General features: G+C 55.7%; 18 protein-coding genes. 7 read left to right on the top strand and 11 right to left on the bottom strand.

Annotated features, from left to right (window positions below):
• Window positions 1–83 precede the first annotated feature (83 nt).
• Window positions 84–641 (top strand): Npun_F5560 family protein, encoded by a 558-nt coding sequence (locus AC0QHF_RS16910; protein WP_375341438.1) that lies wholly within the window; start codon window positions 84–86, stop codon window positions 639–641.
• Between the two features lie 40 nt (window positions 642–681).
• Here the strand turns inward: AC0QHF_RS16910 and AC0QHF_RS16915 are convergent, their stop codons facing one another.
• The 3 genes from AC0QHF_RS16915 to AC0QHF_RS16925 are packed head-to-tail and all read right to left on the bottom strand — an operon-like array spanning window position 682 to window position 3775.
• Window positions 682–2709, bottom strand: a complete 2028-nt coding sequence (locus AC0QHF_RS16915) for a PAS domain-containing hybrid sensor histidine kinase/response regulator (protein WP_324705403.1) — start codon at window positions 2707–2709, stop codon at window positions 682–684.
• Window positions 2710–2755: 46 nt separating this feature from the next.
• A complete protein-coding gene (locus AC0QHF_RS16920) occupies window positions 2756–3391 on the bottom strand; it encodes a chemotaxis protein CheC (protein ID WP_324705404.1) in 636 nt (211 codons plus the stop codon).
• A 12-nt stretch (window positions 3392–3403) separates the two neighbouring features.
• Complete coding sequence (locus tag AC0QHF_RS16925) at window positions 3404–3775, bottom strand: response regulator (RefSeq protein ID WP_324705405.1); 372 nt, start codon at window positions 3773–3775, stop codon at window positions 3404–3406.
• Between the two features lie 579 nt (window positions 3776–4354).
• On the opposite strand from AC0QHF_RS16925, the gene AC0QHF_RS16930 reads away from it, so the two are divergent.
• Window positions 4355–4906: an ADP-ribosyltransferase gene (locus AC0QHF_RS16930; RefSeq protein WP_324705406.1), complete on the top strand. Its 552-nt coding sequence runs from the start codon at window positions 4355–4357 to the stop codon at window positions 4904–4906.
• A gap of 222 nt (window positions 4907–5128) precedes the next feature.
• Here AC0QHF_RS16930 and AC0QHF_RS16935 read toward each other — a convergent pair whose 3' ends face one another.
• From AC0QHF_RS16935 to AC0QHF_RS16945, 3 genes are all read right to left on the bottom strand, one after another.
• A complete protein-coding gene (locus tag AC0QHF_RS16935; RefSeq protein ID WP_324705407.1) occupies window positions 5129–5518 on the bottom strand; it encodes a DUF1667 domain-containing protein in 390 nt (129 codons plus the stop codon).
• A 198-nt stretch (window positions 5519–5716) separates the two neighbouring features.
• Entirely contained in the window at window positions 5717–6979 is a 1263-nt protein-coding gene (locus AC0QHF_RS16940) for an NAD(P)/FAD-dependent oxidoreductase (protein ID WP_324705408.1), read from the bottom strand.
• A 152-nt stretch (window positions 6980–7131) separates the two neighbouring features.
• A complete protein-coding gene (locus tag AC0QHF_RS16945; protein WP_324705409.1) occupies window positions 7132–8559 on the bottom strand; it encodes an NAD(P)/FAD-dependent oxidoreductase in 1428 nt (475 codons plus the stop codon).
• A 639-nt stretch (window positions 8560–9198) separates the two neighbouring features.
• Between AC0QHF_RS16945 and AC0QHF_RS16950 the strand changes: the two genes are divergently transcribed.
• Window positions 9199–9612, top strand: a complete 414-nt coding sequence (locus AC0QHF_RS16950; RefSeq protein WP_324705410.1) for a hypothetical protein — start codon at window positions 9199–9201, stop codon at window positions 9610–9612.
• A gap of 110 nt (window positions 9613–9722) precedes the next feature.
• Here AC0QHF_RS16950 and AC0QHF_RS16955 read toward each other — a convergent pair whose 3' ends face one another.
• Window positions 9723–14213, bottom strand: a complete 4491-nt coding sequence (locus AC0QHF_RS16955) for a response regulator (RefSeq protein WP_324705411.1) — start codon at window positions 14211–14213, stop codon at window positions 9723–9725.
• A gap of 539 nt (window positions 14214–14752) precedes the next feature.
• Here AC0QHF_RS16955 and AC0QHF_RS16960 point away from each other — a divergent pair.
• Complete coding sequence (locus AC0QHF_RS16960) at window positions 14753–15274, top strand: DUF4330 domain-containing protein (RefSeq protein ID WP_324705412.1); 522 nt, start codon at window positions 14753–14755, stop codon at window positions 15272–15274.
• 171 nt (window positions 15275–15445) lie between these two features.
• Here AC0QHF_RS16960 and AC0QHF_RS16965 read toward each other — a convergent pair whose 3' ends face one another.
• Window positions 15446–16291, bottom strand: a complete 846-nt coding sequence (locus AC0QHF_RS16965) for a cyclase family protein (protein WP_324705413.1) — start codon at window positions 16289–16291, stop codon at window positions 15446–15448.
• A 190-nt stretch (window positions 16292–16481) separates the two neighbouring features.
• Between AC0QHF_RS16965 and AC0QHF_RS16970 the strand changes: the two genes are divergently transcribed.
• Together AC0QHF_RS16970 and AC0QHF_RS16975 are read left to right on the top strand one after the other, a co-directional pair.
• On the top strand, window positions 16482–16736 hold the full coding sequence (locus tag AC0QHF_RS16970) for a hypothetical protein (RefSeq protein ID WP_324705414.1): 255 nt from the start codon (window positions 16482–16484) through the stop codon (window positions 16734–16736).
• Window positions 16733–16894 carry a hypothetical protein gene (locus AC0QHF_RS16975; RefSeq protein WP_324705415.1) on the top strand — a complete coding sequence of 54 codons (162 nt, stop codon included), beginning with the start codon at window positions 16733–16735 and terminating at the stop codon, window positions 16892–16894. The genes AC0QHF_RS16970 and AC0QHF_RS16975 overlap by 4 nt, the downstream gene beginning before the upstream one ends.
• On the opposite strand, the gene metH is transcribed toward AC0QHF_RS16975, so the two are convergent.
• Both metH and AC0QHF_RS16985 read right to left on the bottom strand, forming a co-directional pair.
• Entirely contained in the window at window positions 16891–20439 is a 3549-nt protein-coding gene (metH, locus tag AC0QHF_RS16980) for a methionine synthase (RefSeq protein WP_324705416.1), read from the bottom strand. The genes AC0QHF_RS16975 and metH overlap by 4 nt on opposite strands.
• Before the next feature lie 218 nt (window positions 20440–20657).
• Window positions 20658–21620: a spermine/spermidine synthase domain-containing protein gene (locus tag AC0QHF_RS16985; RefSeq protein ID WP_324705417.1), complete on the bottom strand. Its 963-nt coding sequence runs from the start codon at window positions 21618–21620 to the stop codon at window positions 20658–20660.
• 333 nt (window positions 21621–21953) lie between these two features.
• Between AC0QHF_RS16985 and AC0QHF_RS16990 the strand changes: the two genes are divergently transcribed.
• Window positions 21954–23303, top strand: a complete 1350-nt coding sequence (locus tag AC0QHF_RS16990) for a hypothetical protein (RefSeq protein ID WP_324705418.1) — start codon at window positions 21954–21956, stop codon at window positions 23301–23303.
• A 478-nt stretch (window positions 23304–23781) separates the two neighbouring features.
• Here the strand turns inward: AC0QHF_RS16990 and AC0QHF_RS16995 are convergent, their stop codons facing one another.
• The gene (locus tag AC0QHF_RS16995) at window positions 23782–24354 is read right to left on the bottom strand and encodes a PepSY domain-containing protein (RefSeq protein ID WP_324705419.1); all 573 of its coding nucleotides are present in this window, start codon (window positions 24352–24354) and stop codon (window positions 23782–23784) included.
• Between the last annotated feature and the right edge of the window lie 12 nt (window positions 24355–24366).

Below are 24366 nucleotides of genomic sequence, written 5' to 3' on the forward strand. Positions count from 1 at the left end.
TTCCGAGGGTCCCTCACTTGCCGATCGCGCCGGGTTGAGAGTATTTTGAAAACATATGTTTGAGGTTATAGGAGCGATCGGTTATCGTGAGTCAGACAAATCATGGAAGCCAACAAGAGCTTCAAGCTGAAGTCACCCGCCTGAGCGAAGAGTTGAAAATGCGCGATCAACTGGTGCAGCAACTCTCCCAGGAGTTGTTCCGTCTGGTCAAGGGCAACACCTCATTGATGCCCGACCCGGAACTCACGGAGCGCCACCAGGCCCAGATGAAGTCCCTGCGCGACCAATTGCAGCAGGTCGAAGAACAGGTTAAGTTTTATCAAGAGCAGATCGCCGATCGCGATTCTGAGGTGTACCAACTCCGACAGTCCGTCCAAGAACTGACCGATCGCTCCCGGATGCTCGAACAGGTGGTTCAGGAACTCCCCGGCGTCTACCGCCAGAAATTCTCCGAACGCCTCGAAGAAGTGATGGAAAAGGTGGAAAAATTGCAGCGGGAAAACCGCCAACTGCACGCCGAACTCCAGAGCGTCAGTTACCGTCTGGCCCAAAAGAGCCGCCGTCCCAGCGGTCTGGATTTGCCCAGCTTCCAACCGGGGACATCCGCTCCGGTGGAGTTCCCCAGCTTGGGAAACGCTTGATCGGGACTCGACTCCGAGGGCCAAATGTTGACCATCCTTCCTAGATTGAGATCTCGGAGGGATATCCCATCGAGGGGAAATTCGCCCGCCGATTCAGGAACTCCCGGAGTACCTGCAATAACTGCGGCGTGGTGTAGGGTTTCGCCAGAAACGTCGTCACCCCCAACTCCGCCACCTCCGCCGCGACGGAGGCGGAACAGTAGCCGCTCACCGCGACAATCCGCACTCTGGGATTGAGGGACTGGAGGGCGACGATCGCATCCTTGCCCCCCATGACGGGCATCATCATGTCCAACAGCACGCAGTCGATGGGATCGGGCGATTTCTCGTACAGCTCGACCGCCTCCAGACCGTTACCCGCCACCGCGACCCGGTAGCCGAAATTTTCGAGAGTGGTTTGGGTGATTTCCCGGATCGGTTCTTCGTCGTCAACCACCAAAATTAACTCGCCCCGTCCCCCACTCAATTCCAAACCTTCGTCCGCGATCGGTTCGGTATCTTTGGAGGCGGGGAGGTAGACCCGGAAACGGGTTCCCCGGCCGAGCTGGGTGTCCACGTCGATAAAACCGTTGTGTCCCTTGACGATCCCCATCACCGTCGAGAGGCCCAAACCGCTCCCCTTGGCGAATTCCTTGGTGGTGAAAAAGGGCTCGAACATCCGGTCGGCGACCTCCGGTTCGATACCCGTCCCCGTGTCGGCGACCGCGATCGCGACATAACACCCTTCCCTGGCGTCCAGATTGAAACCCGCTTCCCGTTCGTCCAATTCGACGTTTTCGGCCGAGAGAACTAGCTCACCGCCCTCCGGCATCGCATCCCGGGCATTCACGCACAGATTCATCAAAATTTGGTGCAGTTGGGTCGGGTCGCCCTGAATCGTCCACAGGTCCTTGGGAACCCGACTGCTAATTTCGATGGATTTGGGAAAGGTTTCCCGGGCCACTTCCGCCACTTCACTAATTAAATGTTTGACCTGAAAAATCTCCAATTTCCCTTCAAAACCCCGGGCGAAGGAGAGGACTTGCTTGATCAAATTCGCCCCCCGCTTGGTATTCATTTCGATCAATTTCAACATTTTATTTTGCTTCTCTTGGGAGACACCCAATTGGAACATCTGCACCGAGGCGAGGATGGGGGTGAGGATGTTGTTGAGGTCGTGGGCGATGCCGCTGGCGAGGGTGCCGATACTTTCCAGACGTTGGGCCCGCAGCAGTTGCGTTTCCAGTTTTTTCTTGTCGGTGATATCCAACAGGACGCCGACGATTTCTTCCGGTTTTCCCTCGGCATCGCAGGCGAGTTTCATCTCATCTCGCAGCCAGCGATAGGTGCCGTTTTTATGTTGAAAGCGGTATTCTAAAATGAGGTGCTTAAATTGCCGGATCTGCGATCGCCGATTCCAGGTTTTTTGCAAGTCGTCGGGGTGGATGCGATCGCGCCACAGGTCGGGGTGCTCCACCCACTCCGCCGCCTGATATCCCAGTTGGGTCGTGAGGTTGTCGCTGACAAATTTATGGGGATAATTTCCCCGGGGATGGCAGGTGTAAATGATCGCCGGACTCGATGCCAAAAGATGTTCGAGTTGGGCTTGCGTCAAACTCAATCTCGTCTCCGTTTGCTCCAATTTTCTGATTTTTTGTTGCAGTTCCATTTCCCGCAAAACCCGTTCGGTCACATCTTCGATCACCGTGATGGTTCCGAAAATTTCCCCCTTTTCGATCAGCGGCGCGACCCTGACGCTCTGCTGCATCTGCGACAAAGACGGGCTGCTGATACTCGGCGGCAGTTCGATCAAATGAGAGTGCAGGCGTTGGGATAAAAAGACGACTTGACCTTGCAGCGCCTGTTGGTAAATCCGGTCGAGTCCCCGCCGTTTCAGGTCGGGATAGACGGCGAACAACTGATGTCCGACCAAATCTTTCGCCCGATGTCCGCTCTGGAGTTCCAACCAATGATTCCAACTGAGAAGATTCAGGTCGATATCCGTCGTAAAAATTCCTTGCTCCGCAAAATCATTCAGCCATTTGAGAAGGGCTCGAGTGTGGGAGCGGTTGATGTTGTGGTCGTTCATGATCGTCGGCAATAAACATCCCAGAATTAGTCAATCACATCGGGCTTTAACTGTAACTTGAAGGTTGAGTCGCCAGATCGGCCCAGTCATCGATCAGTTCCAATAATTTCTCTAAGGAAACCACTCCTAAAACCATGACGAGATACCCGCTGATCGAATTTTCGCGCATTTTGAATGAGGTGTACATCACCATCGCATAGCGCACTTCTTCTTTTCCGATCATTAAAGAATGAATCAGTCCGTCGAGGGCTTCGAGGTAGAGGCGGGGGACGGAAAAGGAAATTTGGATTTGCAGGAGGTTGCCAAAGACACTCAGACAGGAGTTGAGGAGGATGTTGCCGATTTCGGTGAGCACTTCTCCGGTGGGGACGTCGATGCGATCGCTGGCCGGACTCCCCTCGGGCGCCACCAACTGGGACAACATCATCGCACCTTCGTAGTTCAACAACAGCAAGGCGTTGCCGGACACCGGACCGGTAAAAATCTGCTGGACGGTGGCAATTTCACCGCTCACGAAACTGGCCAGTTTGGAACCCAGTTCCCGGATGGGGTGGATGGAAACTTCGGGGACGTCAAGCAGAACGCGATGACCGGTCAACTGAGAAAGAGAAGTGGCAGTCCGGGCAAAACCGATGTTGATCAATTCAGTCAATGCGTCATTTTGCTTTTCAGTCAGGATCATCGCAATACCTCCTCAGAGCTGTGGTCCGGTGACGAGGACCTGATTGACCTGTTCCAGAACCGCTTCAGGGGCGAAGGGTTTGGTGATGTAACCCAGGGCTCCGGCGGCTTTGACGGCCCTTTGAGTCAGGTCTTGAGCATCGGCACTGGCAATAATTACCCGTGCCTTTTCGTCCATTTCCCGCAGTTTTGTCAACACTTCGGTTCCTTGCATATCCGGCATGGCTAGGTCGATCAAAACCAGGTCGGGGTGGTCGATAAAGTAACGTTCCAGGGCTGCGAGTCCCCCGTTGGCTTCCAAGACTTCGTGTCCTTCCGTTTCTAGGATGCTACGCATAATCTTACGGGAGAGACTGGAATCATCAACGATTAAGATTTTAGCCATTACTGGATCTCCAAAACCGTTGGTCCGATTCTGCTTTAGAATCAAATCGGGCCTGCCTCAAGTCTATTCTGGCAGAAAAGTGGCGCTTCTACCTCGTTTTCATACAAATTGTAACGTTCGTGCATTGGGATTTAAAACTTCATAAAACTCGCGTCAAATGTTACGAAACTTGAATGTCTGTGAGCAATTTTTTCCATTGTCCTCCGGTGGCGATCGCACCCTGATCGCCCCAAATGCTTGCGGTTAAAGGCACTCAGCCGTTTCGACCTCCGCCCCGTCGGCGATCGCGGCCGATCCCCCCTATCCGGCCGGCAATCTTTTCGCCACAACCGCTATGAATCTTGAGATCGGGGCGGATCTCTCCGTATTTTCCCCGGGACATTTTTTATTGCTTTCCCAAAAAATAAATAAAATTCCGTAAAAATACCCTTTGGAAACCAGACCACCAGTCGTTAGCTTTGTAGTAGAGACTACAAAAGGTCGGGTTCGCCCGACCGGGTGACATCTAAAAACCCGACGGTACGAAGATTTTAGGGTTGAAATCAATCGATAATTTAAACAAACGTCAGGCTCCCAACCATGAATGAAGTCGAAGTTGAACTCGAACTCGATCCCAGCTTAGTCCGGCACGTCCACGATTTGACGGGAATGAGCGATGGAGATGTCGAACAAGCCTTAAACGCCATTTCAGGATTTACCCGTTCCGAATACAATTCCATTCGCCACCTCGAAAGCCACGGACAAACCAATTCCAAAATCCTCCTCATCAATCAACTGATCCGCCGGATGCCCTACTTCCAAGGCAAAATCTATCGCGGACTCCGATTTTTTAAAGAAGAAAAATTTCGGGAATTTATCGAGAATTTAAAGCGCGATCGCATTTTAACTTTGGACGCGATGAGCAGCTTTACCAGCGATTTGCTAGTCGCCGAAAGCTATTCCGTCTCCCGATATCCCGTCGTTTTGGAAGTGCGGGACAACAACTCGGGAGTTGCGATCGAAGAATTTGCGGCCATGTACGTCGAACACGAAGTCTTGGCGCCCCGGGGAACCCGCTACGAAGTCACCGACATTTCCCCCGCCGAAGAACCGGGCGACATCACTTACATTTACTTGCGCGAAATTCGGTAAGATAGCGGTCAGCTTTCAGGTATCAGCAATCAGCCCGGATACAGCCATTTTCAAATCAGTGAGGTACGAGGACTGACTTAAAGTCCCCATCCCCCCCTACCCCCCCTTTGTAAGGGGGGAGATCAAGGGGGATAATGGCGGATCGGAGCGTATCGTGGTGCATAGACAACCGCTATAAGTAGGGGTAATTCGCGAATTACCCCTACAAATTTTATCGAACTCTCAGGCGACGGGCATATCGCGGGATGCCACCACGTCGATACCCGTATCCAGGGCGTTGGAAAGGATGGTATCTCCCATGTGAATTGGCGCCGTCACCTTCACTTTTCGCAGCCGTTCGCACAATTCCATCATCCGTTCTTTGGGGATGGCTTCCGTCGTTTTAACGGGCAATTTAGCCCAGCGTCCGTTCTGCACGCGAACCGTCGTCGTCACCATGCGGCGGGGTTCGACGTGTTCCTGTTTGGCGTATTCTTCGCCCCGCTTGCAGGTGAAGCCGCGAACTTCCACAATGTGCCCGTCTTCCTCCTCGACTTCCAGGCGACAGCCCATCGGACAGCCGATGCACAAATAATGGTAAATTTTATCTTCGTTCTGAGTCGCTGAACTCATTTTTTTTCCTCCATAAAATTGGCGATCGCACGACTGGACTGTTTCATCTTAAACGGTGGGTGACGGCGGATTTCTAGATGGCTCTCACAGCCTAGGTTTAAGCTGCCTAACCCACCCGACTGGACTGGATCTGAATCCACAGGCAAGATGCCCGATGCTCCGTTTGGAATTTTGCCTCATTTGAGCCGAAACGGTCTACTACTCGACGGGCAAAACGTCAACCTTCAACGCATCCCCGTGGAAATTCTGCAAAAATCGCGGTTTGACTTTCAGGTTCACCATCTCCGCCGGGAAGACGTACCGCAGTTTTTTCTCGTAGACATCCCCCAATTTCAAAACGCTCTGTTTGAGGGGTTTGCGAACCCGCATATAAACGGTGTGGTCGCGATCGCTCGAAATCGTTTGCGGCACGCAGTAGGCGACATTTTCCCCGGGAATCAAACGGATATTGTCCGCCGGCGGCCGGTTTTGGGTGGCGTACAGTCCCGCATTCCGTCCTGCGAGTAACGCTTCCTGGCTGACGAAATCCACCAGATCGTGGATGTGGACCACATTTCCGCAGGCGAAAACCCCGTCCATCGACGTCTCCATCGTGCTGCTGACGACGGGCCCGTTGGTGATGGGATCGATCCGCAACCGCAACTGTCGGGACAACTCATTTTCCGGTATCAAACCGATGGACAAAAGCAGGGTATCGCAGGGGATATACCAGCCTTTTTCGGGAATGGGTTTGAAGCCGTCCACCGGGGCGACGGTGACACCCTCGATGCGATCGCGTCCGTGAATTTCCGCCACCGTCGTGGACAGGTAAAGGGGAATATCAAAGTCCTGCAAACACTGGACGATATTCCGGTTCAACCCGTTGGCGTGGGGCATAATTTCAAACACCCCCGCCACTTCCACGCCTTCGAGAGTCAGCCGTCTGGCCATGATCAAACCGATATCGCCGGAACCGAGAATCACCGCCCGATTTCCGGGTAGAAATCCCAGCATATTTACGAATCGTTGGGCGAGCCCCGCCGTCAACACTCCGGAACAGCGGGTTCCCGGCGTGCGAATCGCCCCCCGAGTCCGTTCCCTCGCACCCATCGCCAAGACGGTTGCCTTGGCGGAAACGACCTGTACGCCGCGGGTTCCGGACATCAATTTCACCCGGCGATCGCGATCGATATCCAAAACGTAGGTATCCGCCGCGATGTCGATATCTTCCGAAATCGTCTTTTCCAAAAATCGCTGGGCGTATTCCGGTCCGGTGAGCTCTTCTTTGAAGTGTTGGAGGCCGAAACCGGGGTGGATACATTGCAGCAAAATGCCGCCCGCCTCCTTTTCGCGATCGACGATCAAAACCTTTTCGGCGCCGGATTCTTTCGCCCCTAATGCCGCCGCCATCCCGGCTGGCCCGCCGCCGACCACCACCACGTCATAGTCCCGTTTTAAGTGGGTAACAGTTTCGGTAATCATGATGTGTTCTCATTACAAATTTCGACAAAAATATCAAATGGAATTGGGAAGGGAGAATCGGGTTTCGGGAATGAGGTGGCAACCCTATAAGGTTGCCCCTACGGCGTTTTTTTGATCTTTTTGCCTACACCCTACACCCTACACCCCACACCCTAATGAACCGGTTCGCGGATCACCCACGTTTCGCCGCCGCGTTTGGTGACTTCCGTCATGGACAGATTGCATTCTTGCGAGATCAATTCCATGCAGCGTCCGGTACAAAAGCCGCCCTGACAGCGGCCCATGCCGGCCCGGGTGCGGAATTTAATGCCGTCCAACGTGCGGGCACCGCGGCGGATGGCGTCGATGATTTCCCCTTCGGTAATCAATTCGCAGCGGCAGATGATGCGGCCGTAACTGGGATTTTTTTCGACCAGTTTAATTTGTTCTTCGGTGGAGAGGGAGGCGAAATGGACGGGTTTGGGAACGGAAGGAATGAAGTTATCTTTGGGGTCGAGAGATAGACCTTCTTCCCGCAAAATATCGGCGACCATTGTGGCGATCGCGGGGGCGGCGGTGAGTCCGGGAGATTGGATGCCGGCGACGTTGATAAATCCTTTTTTGCCGGTGGTTCCGATGATAAAATCTTCCCCTTCCGCCACGGCCCGCAGTCCGGCAAATTCGGCGATACAATCCCTCGGACTGATGCCGGGGACGGTGCGGGTGACGGAGGAAAATACTTTTTGGCCGCCTTCCTGGGTGGTGGTCAGATCGGTTTTGTCGTCCACCATTTCGGCGGTGGGGCCGACCATCAATGTCCCGTCGTAGGTGGGGATGACCAAGATACCTTTAGAAACGGGCGTCGGACAGGGGAAAATCACCCGCTTCACCAGTCCCACCAAGCGTTTGTCGAGGAGGTATTCTTCGCCTTTTCTGGGTTTGATGGTAAAGTTTCGGACTCCGGCAAATTCCGCGATCGCGTCGGCGTAGAGTCCGGCGGCGTTGATGACGAAACAAGTGTTGAATTCGCCCCTGGGGGTGTCGATCGCCCAGGTACTATCGGCGGTTTCTCGCAGTCCCGTGACGGGGCAGTTTGTAAATAAATCCAAGCCGTTCAAAACGGCATTTTCAATTAAAGAAAAGCAGGCTTCGTAGGGGTTGACGACTCCGGTGGTGGGGGCGTGCAGGGCGGCGATCGCTTCGGAGGAAATGTGGGGTTCTTCGGTTTTAATGCGGTCAGAATCCCACATTTCCAAGCCGGTAACGCCTTTTTCTTGCCCCTGTTTTTGCAGTTTTTCTAAGGTGGGAAGTTGGTCGTCTTCGAGGGCGACGGTGAGCTCCCCGATGCGTTTGAAACCGAATCCGAGTTCGTCGCAGAGGGGGTCCCACATCTGGTTTCCCTCCCATTCCAGCTTGCCTTTGAGGGTGTCGGGGGAACTGTGGTGTCCGCCGTGGATGATGCCGCTATTGGCTTTGGAGGTTCCGAAACCGACCTCGACTTCCGATTCGAGGAGGGCGACTCGGAGGGAATATCGTATCAGTTCTCGGACGATGGCACATCCGGTCACGCCACCGCCGATAACGATCGCATCGTACAGCATGATTCTATCCTTGTGAGTGTTTGCCTGGGGGTCATACAGCCTTGAATGGATGGGCAATTCGGGTGAATGAAACAGCCAAAGTTTGTCAAGCTGTGGGTGTCAGCGTTGGCCCCGCACCGAGGCGCAACACCCAAATTCGGGTGCGGTAGGGTTCTGTAAGTTAGGGAGTGGAAAGCATTTCGGGCGATCGCGGCGATCGCACTACCGAACCCTCTATTTTCAGTATATGGCGATACAGATTATTAGTCAGGGGTGTGTACGTTAAGTCTTTTTAAGCGCCATCCCGGGCCGAAAATGTCATGATGCGATCGCAGAAGTGGGGAGTCGGGAGTCGGGAGTCGGGAGTTGGGAATGGGGAATGGGGAACTCAAACTGCTTTTCGATCGGGGTTTTAACAAGGGGATGGAGCCCCTTGTTTACCTCATTTTACCGCAACCACTTGCCTCGCTCATGACTCGAGATCGCAAGCATCGGGCTTTCCAGGTTTTTCTGCCTTTCCGAAACGGTAAAAATACGGGCGATAGTCGCCATATTTTTCCAGATTTGGGTCGGTTTTGTTTTCGGGAATAAACGACCGGATTGCCGCATCACCATTGCGTATAATTGAACGGTTAAACTTGGAAAAATTGGGGGCGATCGATGCAACTTCAAATCACCGACAACCGTCTGAGAATCGAACTCGAAGGTGTCGAACACCTGCTGGCATTTTATTGGGGTTCGGCGATCGAAATCCGCCTCGATCGCATCCGGAGCGTTTCCACCGAAAAACCCGCGATCGACTGGTATCGGGTCATCCGCGCCCCCGGCACATTTGTCCCGGGCGCGATCGCCGCCGGAACGTATTATACCGAAAGGGGGCGAGAATTTTGGTACGCGACGCGATCGCGGGATTTTCTCGTTTTGACCGTCGCGGACGACTATTTTAAACGGATCGTCCTCACCCGGGAAGACCACGAATTTTGGGCGGATAGAATCGCCAAAAATCTGCCCAATTTGACGGGTATAGCGATGGGCGCTTCTGAGTCGGGAGTCGGGAGTCGGGAGTGGGGTTGAGGGTGTGGGAAAAACCCATTCCCCATTCCCTTTCTACAATAGCAAAGTCCTAACCATTCTGTCAGTTGCCATAAAATCCACAATTCCCAACCCCTGACAATGGCGGTGAATTATCCGGATTTGATCTCATTAATCTCCGCCTTGAGAGACTCTTCCACCCGCGCCCATTCCGCCTCCGCCGCGGCGAACCGCTCCGCGGCCGTTCCGGCGACAAAACAGGCTGCGATTTCATCCTCATTTTCCATGCCGGCGCGGCCCATATATTCGAGTTCCTTGCACAGTTCCGAAAACCGGAGCGCCCCCAACTGGGCGCTGCTGGACTTGAGGGTGTGGGCCGACTCCTTCAACCCCTTGGCATCCCGGGCGGCGATCGCATTTCGGATGCCATCAATATGCTGGGGTGCCTCCTGCAAATAAGTGGCGATCAACAAATCCACAAACGGATCGTCCTCATCGTCATATTCCCTCAAATTGCCCAAAACTTGGTAATCCAAAGGGCTGCCGCTCATCAATTCCTCCTCGTCGGTATCAGTATCCAAAACTTGATGTCCGTTCGTCTCGCCGACGACGACGGCCACCCCCCGTCCATTTTCACCCCCCACGGCTTCCGTCCGGGAAGCCACCGTCGCCGACGCCGGACAGAATCCATTTTCGACTGGTGCCGCACCCTCAGAAACCGCCTCGCACAGGGGCTGACACCTCGCCAGAGCTTGGGCGAGGGCCTCCCGGTGGATGGGTTTGGTGAGGTAGTCGTCCATCCCGGCATTCAAGCACATTTCGCGATCGCCCTGCATCGCGTTCGCCGTCATGGCGATGATCCAGGGCTTGCGGGGGCGGACGTCCGTCCCGTCGCCGAAGGCCGCGCAGATGTGTCGGGAGGTTTCCAACCCGTCCATCTCCGGCATCTGCACGTCCATCAACACCACATCATAATTCTGTCGGTTCAGGGCATCCAACACCTCCAACCCGTTGCCGGCCACGTCCGCCCGGTATCCCAAGCGCTGCAACACCTTGAGCGCCACCTTTTGGTTGGTGACATTATCCTCAGCCAACAAAATCCGCAAACTCGACGGCGGGCCGTCCTTCACCCAGGCGCCGTCCGCCATTTTCATCTTGTAGCGCTCGTTGATGATGTCGTTGTCGGCGAAAATCTGCATCAGGGTATTGTAAAACTGGGACTGCTTCAGGGGCTTGTTCACGAATCCCGCCACCTCGACGCGCTTGCGCTCCAACCGTCGCACCACCTCCGTATTGCTGGCGTAGTTAAACATCACCACATTGAAAGGTTTCTGGCGGCGCTCCGTTTTGAGCATCTCCCGCTCCAACTTGCGAATCCGATAGGCGAGTTCGCTCTCCTCCATGTCGGGCAAATTGATGCCCACTAGGATCAAATCCAGTTCCGGATTGCCCTGGAGTATATTCAGGGCGTCGCCGGCCGTTTTGACGCAGGTGGGGACCATCCCCCAGGATTTCACCTGGCGGGCGAGGACCGTCTGGTTGATTTCGTGATGCTCGACGATGAGGACCCGCTTTCCGCTGAGGAAATCGTCGCCGAACTCGTCCAACTCGGGGGTGACGACGGCGGCGGTTTGGATGGTGAAGTAAAAGGTCGAGCCGGTGCGCCCGAAGGCCGGCCGCACGAAGTCTTTGGGGGGGTAGCCCGAGATGCTCGAGACGATGGAGTGGGAGTCCTCGTCGTCGATGTCGTGGGTTTTGTCGAGCAAATTCACCCAACTGACCACCCACATTTGTCCCCCCATCAGTTCGCTCAACCGCTGGGAGATGGCCAGCCCCAGGCCCGTGCCGCCGTACTGGCGGGTGGTGGAGGCGTCCACCTGGGAAAAGGCTTTGAACAGGCGGTCCATGCGATCGGGGGGGATGCCGATGCCGGTGTCCCTGACTTCAAATTGCAGGATGTAGCGTCGGCTGGCGGTCGGGTGGGTTTCCTCTCCCGTGGGGGTTTCGGCGTCGGCCGTCCCCCCGTCTCCGGGGATGGGGGTGGCCTTGACGGCGACCACCACTTCTCCATCGGCGGTGAACTTGATGGCGTTGTTGGCGAGGTTGACGATCACCTGCCGCAGGCGGGTCACGTCTCCGAGGACGGTTTCCGGGGTGTCGGGGTCGATGATGTAGGCCAGTTCCAGGTTCTTTTCGGCGGCGCGGGTGGAGAGGAGTTCCAGGGACTCTTCGACGCAGGTCCGCAGCTTGAAGGGGTGGCGTTCGAGTTCCAGCTTGCCCGATTCGATCTTGGAGAAATCCAAAATATCGTTGATGATGGTCAGCAGGGCGTCGCCGCTGGTGCGGATGGTTTCCACGAAATCCCGCTGTTCCGGGCTCAGCTCCATGTCCAGCAGCAGGCCGGTCATGCCGATGACGGCGTTCATGGGGGTGCGGATTTCGTGGCTCATGGTGGCGAGAAATTCGCTCTTGGCGCGGCTGGCGATTTCGGCCGCGAGTTTGGCCTCCTCCAAGGCCTGGTTTTTGGCTTCGAGGGCGCGGTGGCTTTTGACTTCCGCCTCCAGGAGTTTGGCCTGGGCGATGGTGATGCCGACTTGGGAGGCGACGTCTTCGAGGAATTCGATTTCTTCTCGGTTCCATTCCCGCATCTGCTTGCACTGGTGGAGCATGATGATGCCGTTGGGTTCGTCCTGGTAGGAGGTGCGGACGGCCAGCATGGATTTGAGTCCCATGTTGCGGCACAGGGGGACGGAGGATTCGAGCAGGGGTTCGGAGAAGACGTCGGTGGAAGCGATCGCACGATCTTCGGCTAAAAGGGCTTCGATGTAGGGGTTGTAGGCGACGGAGATTTCCAGTTTCAGGGTGGATTCGTAGCCCGCCTCCAGGTATTCGGCGACGCAGGCGAGGTGGGGGTAGGGTTCGGGGATGTAGGTGTAGATGGAGCAGCGGTTGACGCCGAACACCCGGCCGATTTGGGTGGCGGTGGTCTGGAAGACTTCCTGGGTTTCGAGTTTGGAGCGGACTCTGTGGGTGATCTGTTTGAGCAGCAGCAGGTGTTGATTTTGCCGTTCCAGGGCTTCCCGGGCCTGTTCCCGGGCGATTTCGCCGCCGATGTAGGTGGCCATGAGTTTGACGATTTCCCGCTCGACGGGGCGGAAGGGCGATCGCGGCCGGTGGCTCTGGAAGCTGACGGTGCCGTAGTCCCGCCCCCCGACGGCGATTTGGGCGCCGAGGTAGGCTTCAAAGTGGCGGACGGTGCGGGCGGGGTGGTTTTTCCAGCGGGAGTCTGCGACCGAGGGAATGTCCACCACTTCCGGGGAGCGGGCGGCTTCCCCCTCGAAGGTCTGGTCGAGGGCGAGGGTGTCGCCCGGGGCGAAGCCGAAGGCGAAGTCGTCGGGGACGCGGGCGGCGATGACTTCGTAGCGTCCGGCCCAGACGCGCCCGACCAGGCCGATTTCCAAGTTGAAGCGATCGCACCCCATCAATAGCAGTCGGGCGACGCGGGTTTCAAAGTCGGCGTCCGATCCGATGGTGGCCTCGTAGAGTCGGGCCATCGCCTCGGTGCGCTCCCGGAGTTCGTCGGTTTCCGGGGTGGGGGGTTCGGGGGCGGCTGTCGGCGTCCCGGCGGGGGCGGCGGCCGCGTCGCCCCGATCTTGGCAACTCAGCAGGGTGGCGTGCATGGATTGGGGCCGCAACGCCAGGAGCAGGATCGTGTCGGGGGTGAGGACGCGCATGGGGTGGGGGCGATCGCGGGGTGCGGCTTCGTCCAGGACGATCAGGGGCAGTTGGTTGTAGTACCGGTTCATCAACTGCACCGCCACCCCCAGGGTGGCCCGCGATCGCACCAGGACGGGGGGCGCGTTCCGGACGGACTCGGCGGCGGTTTTCTCGAAGTCGAGGCCGAGGGCGAGGAGTTGGATGATATCCTGGCTCGTGATCGTCCCCACCAGCCGACTCGCCGGTTTGTCGGCGGTTTTGCACGGGGGCGACAGGGTTTCCGTTAGCACCACGCAGGAGGCCCGGTATTTGCACATTAACTGCGTCAGGTGGTAGATGGACGACCGCGAGGGAGCGTGGATCATCCGGGAGGCGGGCAGGGGGGCGATCGGGTTGAGTTGAATCAGGCGCTCGGGAATCAGGGTTGGGCCGCCCGCGGCGAGAGCCCCGTTGCGGGAGTTGAGGCGCTCGGGCATCGGTGTCGTCCGGGACGGGTTGGGATGGCCGGGTAAAAAATATTGGGGGCGGACGATCCCGACGAGTTCGCCTTCGTCGTTGATGACGGGCAGGTGGCGGATCTGGTGGCGTTCAAAACAGGCGAACAGCGCGAAAATGTCGGTGAGTTCCGATTCTTTGGCGACTACCACGGAGCGGATCATGATCCGGGAAATGGGGAATCCCGAAAGGCGATCGTTGATCGAGCAGAGTTGGATGATGTCGTGGGCTGTAAAAATGCCCGCCAACACCTTCGGGGGGTCCTGAAGCGTTGTTTCCCCCTCACCTGTGGCGGCTTCCCGCTTCTCGACGATCAGCGCGTAGCTCGAGCGGGTGCTGCTCATCAGCAGGATGACATCTTCCACGGGGGTGTCCGGTGTCGTCGTCAGAGGGTTGCGGTTGATGGCTTGACCGATGGAGGAAATAAACATGGGAGGGGCAACTGGTGGGTTCGGGTTGGAGAAGTCGGCGCTGGGGGTGAGGTCGCGGCTTTAACATAAAAGTGGCTTTCATACCTGGGGGGTTTGACCCATTACTACCTCCAGGATAATTGGCAATGTGAGCAGATGTCCGCTTCAATTTTCTCGCGAACTCCGACTCTCCGCCAGACAGGAGCGATACAACTGCGATCGCACCCGGATTGGCTCCGCTGAGGATTCATCCGACCCCCACCGTTTCCGGCCCGGGAGCGGGTCTCGGCTTTCCCGCCGCAATGCCGGGTGCAGGGATCGCAGCGGCCGACCCGTCCGCAACCTCGCCGACAAAAAGAAAAACCCTATTCCTATTTTGAACCCAAGCTGCGATCTCCCCACAAATGGGCGATCGCCCATTCCCGATCGAATCGGCCGGATGGTATGCTCGACAATATCCGCCCCCATTCAAAATCCCTCCGAAATTCCCCTCAACCGGCGGATTTGAGGTCTGGGATTGTACCATTATCAATCAGTGAAAAACTGCTCGATCGCGTTCTATGGTTATTTTGGATTCTAAAGGTCGCCTGTTTGGTAAAGTGAGTTTGCTCGATCTCGGTGCCGCGGCGGTGATCGCCCTGGCGATCGTGGGGATTTTCTTTTTCCCCGGAACGTCCGGTTCGGTCGCCCAAGTCGGAGTCACGACCAAACCCGTGGAAGTGGATGTCATCGCCTTGGGGTTGAGGGGACGTAACCCGGAGAGTTTATTTAAAGTCGGAGACAAAACCAACCTGATCATCCGCAATCAACCCTACGGCCAGGTGGATATCAAGGCGGTCGAATTTCTCCCCCGCACGGTTCCCGTCACCCAACCGGACGGCAGTGTAAAGGCACTCCCCGACCCGACGGCTGACACGACTTTCAGTAACAATGTCCTGCTGACCCTGGAAGGAAGGGGACAGATCACCGACGACGGCCCGGTTTTGGGCAATTCCAAAATTAAGATCGGCGGCACGGTGGAACTCGAGGGCAAAGCCTACAACTTCAACACCAGCGTCATCGATGTGCGGGTGAAGGAATAATTAACCATTAATAATTAACCATTAATAATTAACCATTAATAATGGTTGATTGATGGCTCCCCTCACGGTAGAATGGCGAAAACTCGGGCGGGGAAGCCGGAGTCGCGTTGGGGTTATTAACAATTAACAATTAACAATTAACAATTAACAATTGTTGATTGATGGCTCCCCTCACGGCAGAATGGCGAAAACTCGGGCGGGGAAGCCGGAGCCGCCTTTGGGTTTGGGAAATGTCGCCACGGCCAGGGCGCCGGCTTCCGGGACTCGATCTAAGTTGGCAAGCAATTCGATTTGGTAGTGGTTTTGGCCCAAAACGTAGACTTCGCAACTGTAGTCGTCCCGACTGGTGGCGACGCCGGGGTCGGTGTCGGTGGGTTCGTGGCCGGAAGCGGTGATTTGGCGGTCTTCGTAGAGATACTGTAAAACCTCCAAACTCCAACCTGGATAGTGGGCGACTCCGGCCGCGTCCCGATTCGCCATCGCCTCGGGGTCGGGCCAGCGTTTCGACCAGTCGGTCCGCATCGCCACGAAGGCGCCGGCCGGGATGGGGCCGTGTTCGGCTTCCCAGGCTTCCACGTCGGCCATTTGGATGGTGTAGTCGGGGTCGCGGGCGGCTTTTTCGTGGACGTCGATGACGACCAACGGCAGGATCATTTCTTTGGGGGAAATTTCGTCGAGGGTCCGCAAACCCCGGACAAAGTGGGCCGGGGGGTCGGCGTGGGTCCCCCACTGGCCGATGAGGGAATAATATTGGGCGAAAAAGCCGGAACCCCGGGTTCCGATGCCCGGTTCGTACCAGTAGGCGGTTTCAACTTTTTGGTCGGGAAAGCCTTTCCAGTGGGGAATTCCCGGTTCAAAGCTGTGGGTGAGATCGACGAATTCCCGGCTTTTGATGATTTGGTAGGCGTCGGCGAGACTGAGTTGGAGATTGTCGGCCCAACTGGGATTCACAAATAGCGTCAAGGCGAACAGGAGGGCGATCGTAAAGATTTGTAAAATAGACTGGAGCACGGTCACGGGTTAATTTTCTGAATGGTCATCCTCAATTTATAACGGATGGGAGGAATTTCGGAACATCTTAACTAGAATACGAACAGAAGGCCCGCACTCTACCGCAGGTGAGCGTCGGGAGTCTGTCCAAAGTGTCGTTGCAGGAATTCGGATGATTTGAACCCCAGTCGTCATTATCAAAGCCGGAGTGACAAACATGAAAACGATTGAAACGATCGCGACCATTAGTCCCAGTGGAGAAGTACAGCTTGCGAATTGTGAAAATGTACCCGTGGGGCGCTTTAAGGTTGTTTTGGTGATTGATGAATCGCCGCTCTACGAAGAACCAGAAGCGAACCCACCTGAAGACTCATTTTTGGCTGCAACCGCTGACTTGATCGGCTCTTTAGAAGGTTTACCGTCCGACTTGTCGGTTAACAAGGACTACCTGGAGGGATTGGGGGAAGCATGAGTCAGTCAATTTTAATCGATACATCTGTTTTAGTTGCCTTACTCATTGGAGGGGCGATGAAGCACCGGATCGTCTGCGCGATCGCACCTTTAAAAACCTTCAAAACAGGACAAAAACAATCCGATCCCCTCACGGAGATCGGATTGATTGTCGGTTAGGCGCTAAAGTATTTAGCAACGGGATGATAAGTGACGATCGCGGTCGTTGACTGTTCCGGATAAAGCTGTTCGCTCTCATCCATGTACAACTCGATGCGATCGCTCTTCAACAGGTCCAATTGCTTGTACTGATCCTGCATATTCGGACAAGCCGGATAGCCGAAACTATACCGAGATCCCTGATAGCGCTGCCTCAAGATATCCCGGATGTTGTCGGCATCCTCGGCACCGAAACCCAACTCCCGGCGGATGCGAGCGTGCAGCCATTCCGCCATCGCCTCGGCTGTCTGCACCGCCATGCCGTGGAAATAGAGATAGTTGGTGTAGTCGTCCGCCGCGAACAGCTTCTGGGCGTAGTCCGTGGCGACCTGTCCCACCGTCACCGCGTGCATGGGGAACACGTCGAATTTGCCGCTATCTTTGGGGGCGAAAAAGTCGGCGATACACAGCCGCCGTCCCGATCGCTGGCGGGGAAATTCAAAGGTTTCGATGGGTTCGGTGGGATGTTCTCCGGCCTGCACTTTTTCCGGGTCGTAAATCAACAGCGTATTCCCCTCCGCCTGACAGGGGAAATAGCCGTAGACCGCCCGAGGATGGAGCAAATTCTCGGCGAGAATCCGCCCTTTCCACTCCGCCAAAATCGGATAAACTTTCTCTTCCAAAAAGGCGTCGTACTCTTCCCGAGGCTGTCCCTGCGGCTTGCGGAACTGCCACTGTCCGGCGATCAAAGCCTGCAAATCCAAATACCAGAACACCTCATCCAGAGGAATGTCGGCGGGTTCGAGAACCTTCGTTCCCCAGAAAGGTGGAGTGGGGCGATCGATATCCACATCCACAGCCTCCGATCGCCGGGTGTCCACTTCTTTCGGTTCGGCGGGTTGGGCTTTTTCCTTCTTCGCCTTCCGTTCCCGGTGGCCGTTGCCGGTGTCGGGTTCCCCTTCGGCAAACTCGTCCAAAAAGCCCTTCAAATCGTCCCACTTGCCCGCCGTTTTGGCCGGCATCAACTTATCCATGAAGGTGAGGTCGGAAAAGGCATCTTTGCCGTAAATCACCCGGCCTTTGTAGGCGTTCTGACAGTCCTCATAGACGAATTTGGAGGTCAGTGCCGCGCCGCCGAGGATGACGGGAACGGTAATTCCCTCCTGGTTGAACGTCTCCAAATTATCCTTCATGAACGCCGTGGACTTCACCAGCAAACCGCTCATGGCGATGCAGTCGGCCTGGTGTTCCCGGTAGGCGTTGATGATGCTATCGACGGGCTGTTTGATGCCCAAATTGACCACCTTGTAACCGTTATTGGAAAGGATGATATCCACCAAGTTTTTGCCGATATCATGCACGTCGCCCTTCACCGTGGCGATGACAAACGTGCCCTTGGCGTTATTCCCCGACTCGGATTTTTCCATGTGGGGTTCCAAGTAAGCCACCGCCGCCTTCATGGTTTGGGCGGACTGCAACACGAACGGAAGCTGCATCTGGCCGGAACCGAACAGTTCCCCCACCACTTTCATGCCGTCGAGGAGGAAAACGTTGATGATATCCAGGGGCGGATGCTGTTTGAGGGCTTCTTCGAGGGCGTCTTCCAACCCGATGCGTTCCCCGTCGATAATATGTCGCTTCAAGCGTTCTTCGACGGGGAGGTTGGCGTCGGCGGAGCGATCGCGCTTGGTGGTTTTCCCCTCAAATAAAGTGGTCAATTTCGTCAGGGGGTCGTAAACGCAGACGTCCCCTTCAAACTGCCGGCGATCGTAAATCAAATCGCGGCAGACTTCCTGGTGTTCCGGGTCAATTTTCGCCAGGGGCAAAATCTTGCTGGCGCTGACGATCGCCGAATCCAACCCCACGGCCATCGATTCATGCAAAAACACCGAGTTCAACACCTGTCGCGCTGCCGGGTTCAAGCCGAAAGAAATATTCGACACCCCCAGCAGAATGTGACACCCCGGAAGTTCCTCCCGGATGCGGCGGATGGCCTCGACGCTGGCCTTGCCATTTTCCCGGTCCTCCTCAATACCGGTGGAGATGGGGAGGGCGAGGGGGTCGAAAAAGATCTCCGTGGCCGGAATTCCATAGGCGATCGCATCATTATAAGCCCGTTTGGCAATTTCAAATTTCTTGTCCGCCGTCCGGGCCATGCCGTCTTCATCGATGGTGCCCACCACCACCCCGGTGCCGTAGCGTTTTGCCAATTCCAAAACCTGATAAAATCGCGGTTCGCCGTCTTCGTAGTTGGTGGAGTTGAGCAGACATTTCCCCCCCGCCACCTTCAAACCGGCCTCCATTTTCTGCCATTCGGTGGAGTCCAGCATCAAGGGGAGATTCACGTTGGTCACCAGGCGGGACACCAACTCGCGCATATCCTTCACCCCGTCCCGGCCGACGTAATCGACGTTGACATCGAGAATTTGTGCCCCTTCCTTGACCTGAGCCTTCGCCAGGGCCACCAACCCGTCCCAATCTTCCGCATTCAGCAGATCCCGGCATTTTTTCGACCCGCTGGCGTTGAGGCGTTCCCCGACGATCAGGAATGAGTTTTCCTGTTCGTAGGTCATGGTACTGTAAATGGACGCCGCCGAGGGGGTGATTTGGGGTTGGCGCTGTTTGGGTTTGAGAGTCCCGGCGATTTCTGATAGCGCCTTGATGTGGTCGGGGCGGGTGCCGCAGCAACCGCCGATCACTTGCACCCCCAGGTCTTCGATGAAGTGCATCAGGGCCATTTTCAGTTCCAGCGGCGTGAGTTTGTAGTGGGCCTGGCCGCCGACGTTTTCGGGCAGTCCGGCGTTGGGGACGCAGGACACCACGAAGGGGGAATGTTCGGACAGGTAGCTGATGTGTTCTTTCATCAGGTCCGGACCCGTGGCGCAGTTGAGGCCGAGGATGTCGATGGGGTAGGGTTCGAGGATGGTGAGGGCGGCGCTGATTTCCGAGCCCACCAGCATGGTTCCGAAGGCTTCCACGGTGACGGACACCATGATCGGGCGCCGCGCGCCTTTCTTTTTGAAGACGTCCTCGATGCCGTTGAGGGCGGCTTTGATTTGCAGGACGTCCTGGCAGGTTTCGACGATAAATAGGTCTACACCGCCGTCATAGAGGCCTTCGGCCTGTTCCGCGAAGGCCCGCTGGAGGGTGTCGAAGTCGATGTGTCCGAGGGTGGGAAGTTTGGTGCCGGGCCCCATCGACCCGGCGACGAACCGGGGTTTTTCGGGGGTGGAGAATTCGGCGGCGACGCTTTTGGCGAGTTCGGCGGCGGTTTTGTTGAGGTCGTAGGCTTGGTCCGCCAAATCATATTCGGCCAGAACCACGCCGGTGCCACCGAAGGTGTCGGTTTCGATCACGTCGGCGCCGGCTTCGAGGAATTGCCGGTGGACGGTGGCGACGGCCTCGGGTTTGGTTTTGACAAGGTATTCGTTGCAGCCCTCGTATTCTTTGCCGCCGAAGTCCTCGGCGGTGAGGTTCTGGACTTGCAGGTTGGTGCCCATCGCGCCGTCGAAGACGATGACGGGGCTCTCGGGGCTGTGGAGGCGATCAAGAAATGCACTTTTCATAAGGAGACGGATAGAATCTTTGGGTCAGAGGATAGATTTGGATCTATACTAGGGGGCCGAGGTTCCCCGATGCAAATCCAAGGGTTGAGATGCGATCGCCAATTGCGGTGGCAACGCCGCGGCTTTCAATAATTTTGGCACAATTTTTGTGGCTCATCCGTCGGACTCGATTTTGACAAACTTCTTTGAAGCTATTGTAAAGATTGGGTAAAACCGGCTCAGGGGTTCGATGTCGGGGAGTCTTTGAGGATGCCCTGGCCGACTTCTTTGGGGGGATCGCTGAGGGTGTAAATTCCGGTTTCGGCCGCGATCGCCTCCCGCAGGTAAATCGGAATCTGAAATAATCCCAGCAGGGTGCTGCCGTCCAACATCCGAAATCCCCCGGTCGTCTTTTCGGCCAGCAAGCGATCGACTTCCTTGGGGTCGGGGCGGGACGGGATGGGTTCGGCGGAAGCTAATATGAACCCCCAGGGTTCTCCAAAGCTGGGAACGCTGCTGCTGTAAGATTGGATGTTGGGAAAAATTTGGGCGATCGTGTTGGCGATCTTGGCGTGAAAGTCGAGTCGCACCGGGGAGGTCGATCCGGCTTGGACGACGAGGCATCCGTCGGGTTGGAGAAGCTTCGCCATCTTTTGGAAATATTCGCGGGTAAACAGGGGAAAAGAAGGGCCGTATTCGACGGGTTCGGAGAGGTCGGAAATGATGATATCCCACTGTCGGGATGTGGTGTCCAGGAAGTTGATGGCGTTGTCGATGTGGACGGTGACTCGGGGATCTTCAAAGACGCCGGCCGCCATCTCCGGCAGGTGTTTCCGGCAGGCTTCCACCACCGCTTCATCCAGATCGACCATGACGGCTTCTTCGACGGTTTTCCAGCGCAAAACTTCCCGCAATGTCGCCCCTTCCCCGCCACCGAGGATCAGCACGCTGCGGGGATTGCCGTGGCAAATTAAGGGCGGATGGACGAGGGGTTCGTGGTAGAGAAATTCGTCCCCCGTGCAGGACTGCCATTTTCCGTCCAAAACCAGCGCCCGACCGTAAAGGCCGGTTTCGACGATATCCATCTGTTGATAATTGGTCTTCTGGGAGGTGAGATAGCGGGTGATGCCGTGGGCGTACATATCCCACGGCGTCATGTAATCGTTGAGCCAAAAGTCCGCTTGAATTTGACGATCTGACATGAAATTTCCTCCTGGTTGTGGGTCAAATGAACCGACAATTCGATTTCACATTGTCGGGATTGGGCGATCGCCCGACTTGCGATCGCAGAAATCCGCTCCCTGTCCCTTTCGACGGCGACCCTGGGGGTCATTTTCTCGCGAACCCCGGATTTTTGTCAATTTTTTGACTCAAATTTAAGGCGGAATTTTTCGGCATAATAGGTTTAAATTCCGGGGGATTTCGTTATTCAAATGAATCCCGGTCGCCCGCTCGCGACCATTCCAAACTGCCAAAAAAGTGATATGATATTAAGTTGGGCTGCGTGATCCTCCCCGATCGCGAACGTGCTAAAAATGGAAAAAATCGACCGTCTCGACATCAATCAAACAGCTATGGTTCGGGTTTTCAATCGGATTCAAAATACGGCGATCGCCCTGTTGCTGGCGGTCGTGGGTTCGGGTTTTTCCGCGATCGCCATCGCCCAGGAAGACGGGGATGCCCCCCCGGAAGATCTCGGCGTCCTCGATCCCTTCGCGCCCAACCCCCTGCTGAATCGGGAACCCGACCCCCTGTTGCCCAACCCCCCCGCACCGGGCACCATCCTCGGCGCCGGACAGCGAGAGACCCTCGCACCGGAACTCGATCGCCTCAATGTGGAAGCCAACGAACGCCTCGCCGCCGGGGATGCGATCGGGGCCTTTGAACTGTGGACGCGGGAACTGCGCCTGCGTCGCTATTTCGGGGTGTTGGAAGAAATGACGGCCCTGCAGCGGGTGGGGGCGATCGCCTGGAATAATAGCCAGCGCCTCTACCTAGAATTTATCACTGAACGACTCCAAGAAATTTTAGAACAAGAACGCTCCCAAAGCCAATCCGAAACCGTTTTGGCAGCCCTGGGAACGGCATTTCAAACCGTGCGGGCTAAAGAACCAGCCGTGGAAACCTATCAGATTTTGCTGGAAAATGCGGACGGACGGGATGAGATTTTACGGCGGGAACGGTGGGCCGGCGAAATTGCCCGAATTTATCTGAACTGGCTGGACTATCCCAACGCCGCCGTCGCCTACGAAGAATTGTTGGAACTGCAACTGCAAATTCAAAACCTGCGAAATGCGGGGGAACTGGCGCCCCCGCCGCCCCCGCCGCCGGGAGAAACAGAAACCGCCCCCCCCTCTCAAATTGAATCGTTGCGGGAATTGGCATTTATTTACGAACAAATGGGGGAATTGTTGCCGGCTATCGCGGCCAGAGAACGGCTGATCGGATATTATATCAGCCAGCAGAATTTGATCCCCGTCCCCGAGCAAAAATTGGCGATCGCGGCCCACTACGAACAACTGGGAAAATTCCAACAAGCCGGTCAAGCCTATCAAGAAGCCTACCAAGTCGCCACGACCATCCAACAGTTCGACAACGCCAGTCTCGCTTTAGAGAAATTGGCGAAACTGTACCGCGCCCAAAACCAAATTCAAACAGCCTTGGAACTCTACCAAGCCCAAGTCCTCGTCAACCAGCAATCTTACAACTTCTATGGCATGATGAACGCCTACGACAACATCGGCGAAATCTACCGGGAACAGGAAGCCTATCCCCAGGCATTGCAAGCCTTTCAAAGCGGACTGCAACTCGCCGAACAGTTGAAATATAAGGAGGACTATTTTACCGCCAAAATTGACGAGGTGAACCGGGAGATTTATCGTTAACCGAAAATCGCAGATCCCCCCCCGCCCCCCTTAACAAGCAGGGCCGTTTCATTCTCCCCCGAAAAATAGCAGAGGGAGCAGAGGAAGCAGAGGAAGCAGAGGGGGAAGAGGGAAATTTTTCGGAATCAAAAGGTATTTTGAACCGGAAAAAAACGGGTTCCTGGCTCCCCCCAACCGTTTTCATCGTCGCCCCCGACCATTTTTAACCGAGAATGAAACGGCTGGATCATTAACAAGGGGGGAGCCAGAGTTTTGTAGGGTGTGTTCCCCCGCAATTCCCAAGCCGTGAAGTCCGTCAGTAACGGGGGGGGAACGCACCGGACTCAGCAATTTTAAAGTCAATGAGATACATTTGCCAATTCAAATCACCTCCCAAAAAATAGGGGTCGCCCCGCCGGCAACCCCATCTCACAAAATCCGATCGCGATGAAATACTAATTGTTCGGAATCATAATTCTGATTCTCAATCCGTTCATTGTTACACCTGTGGAGTTCGATGTTTGCGGAAAATGCCCGTCATCCGAATTCCGGTCGCCAACATAAATAACAGGCCGACACCGACGAGCAGGACGTAAATTGGTTTCAAGAAATCGCCCAAATACTCTCCCTGGTGGATGACCATCATCAGTTCTCCGAAATCCGACGACATCCCGAACCAGGTGCGCCCGATGCGATAAGCGATGCCACTAATTGCACTCAGAAATAGGGGCAAACAGACGATGGGAGCCAAGATCCGGTGCAGGGTGCGATCGCTCATTTTTTGAGCCGTGGGGGGCGACGATTTTTTCCCCAGCCTGCTCATGGTAATTCCGGTGACAATCAAACCGAGCAAGCCCAAACCGACGAGTAAAATATAGAACGGCCGCAGGTCTTTCCCCAAGTAGGTTCCCTGGTGGATGCTCATCACAATTTTGCTGACTTCTCCGGGCATTCCAAACCAGCTTTTTCCCAATCGGTAAATCACGCCCGTCAGGGCAGAAAGCAGCAGTGGAATAAATAAAATTGGCGCAATTTTGCGATGAATTTTGCGGAATTTAACTGCATAGTTCATGTTCGTTCCTCT

Source organism: Lyngbya sp. CCY1209 (assembly GCF_055795065.1).